Source organism: Faecalicatena contorta (genome assembly GCF_021531995.1).
GTDB lineage: Bacteria > Bacillota > Clostridia > Lachnospirales > Lachnospiraceae > Dorea_A > Dorea_A contorta_A.
Genome location: NZ_JAFBIZ010000234.1, coordinates 1 through 1,591 on the forward strand (window position 1 = coordinate 1; position 1,591 = coordinate 1,591).

A 1,591-nucleotide genomic window follows, 5' to 3' on the forward strand; every position below is an offset into this window, starting at 1 on the left:
TATAAAGACAAGATTCTTAAAAAAATTGACGATGGACGTAAGAGTCGGGATTCTGTTGCTGAACAGATTTTGAATTTGTACGACAATATTGCTCAACTCTCTGGAGCACCTTTAGAAGATATTTATGAGCATCCCGAAGACTTATGCAGTGAAGTCAGTATTGTTGGTCCCGATTTCGATTATATGATTGAAACAGTTGCCAAACGCCTGGATGGACGAGAAGGCGATACAGTGGATGGTGAAACTGCAGTAAATGCAACTAGTATTCAAGCAAAAGTTAAAATCGGTGTACATAGCTTATTACTCTGTGGTGACTGTTCATTTCCAGCAATAGAGGATATTGTACGTAACTACGATGCTGTGCAATTACCACATCACGGCAAAAGCAAACAAGCCGAAAAAATATTTGAAAAAAAATCAGATCAGACATTTTCTGTCTATATTGTATCTGATAATACCGGTAATACAAAAGGTGGCTCTGATAACTTAATCACAACCGGTCACAGAGTCTACAACACTAAAACCTTCGGTAATATTACCATTAACAATTCAACATTTTCCTCTTCTACTGTAAAAACAGGAAGAGTTTTGGGTATTTAATTATGCGACTTGTGTTACAAAATTGCCTGAGTAATGAGTTAATCGCTCGACAAAAATATTTTTATGCAACATTCCATTTATGGCTTATAACTAACGTTCACAATGATGATTATATTCAATTAGTGAGCATTCCAACAAATTGTTTAGACATTCTATTTATCGTAGGTCATAATATGTTTGTAAAAAAATATTTAAAATATCACAAATTTGAGGAAGAGAAGATCGTTGCCATCACCTGTGATGGCACGGTTCACTTCTCTTCTATTAAGCTCCCTGGAAAGACACTATATATTCCTTTCCAGAATGAACAAAACTATGCAGATTTAATCAAAGGAAATCTCTATGGATTTGATTTTGACCTCACCGAATCAGAGATTCTTCTTTACAATACAAACAAATTGGATAACCTTTCTCATCGCCTGGAAACCAGTTTTCTCAAATTATAGGAGGTGTTAACATCAAAGAACTGTTTACCAACTTTGGTTCATACAATTTAAGAGCTCGTATTAGTGTAGGTATAATTTTTTTGGCTCCTTGGCTTCTTGAATTATATCTTATAGTTCCTGAAATACATAATCTATCATCAACAATAATTGTAGCTGTCATCATTTATGGTATATGCAATTTGATCATTGTTTATTGTCGTATTCCAGGAGTTAAAGCAATGAAAAGATGTTTCCCCCAATTACTACCGGCGCAAGAATTTTTACTCCCATCCAGCCGCCAGATTGACATAGTTACTAAAGAAAGATATTACAATTTTTTTTCTGAACATATAGATGGTTTTAAAACTTCTAATGATGATAAAGAAATGCTCCCTTATGTTTCAACGGCCGTAACTTGGTTAATATCAAAAACAAGAGATTCTACAAAATTTCCTTTGATAGCTGAAGAAAATGCAAATTTCGGTTTCACATACAATTTACTTGGATTGAAACCTTTTGGAATAGCTATATCTTGTATAGGTGTCATTTTTAACAGCATATTAATG

3 protein-coding genes are annotated in these 1,591 nt (G+C 33.9%); all 3 read left to right on the forward strand.

Features of this window, described 5'->3' with window-relative positions; genetic code table 11:
- The coding region (locus JQM82_RS15540; protein ID WP_235251320.1) for a hypothetical protein at window positions 1-600 on the forward strand (600 nt) is incomplete at its 5' end.
- 2 nt (window positions 601-602) lie between these two features.
- Window positions 603-1,046 (forward strand): hypothetical protein, encoded by a 444-nt coding sequence (locus tag JQM82_RS15545; RefSeq protein ID WP_154322128.1) that lies wholly within the window; start codon window positions 603-605, stop codon window positions 1,044-1,046.
- Window positions 1,047-1,264: 218 nt separating this feature from the next.
- Window positions 1,265-1,591: hypothetical protein (locus JQM82_RS15550; RefSeq protein WP_235251321.1), on the forward strand; the 327-nt coding region annotated here is incomplete at its 3' end.

Excerpts from the sequence above, each read along its gene's own strand:
- JQM82_RS15545 (WP_154322128.1), top strand. The coding sequence starts at position 603 with ATGCGACTTGTGTTACAAAATTGCCTGAGTAATGAGTTAATCGCTCGA.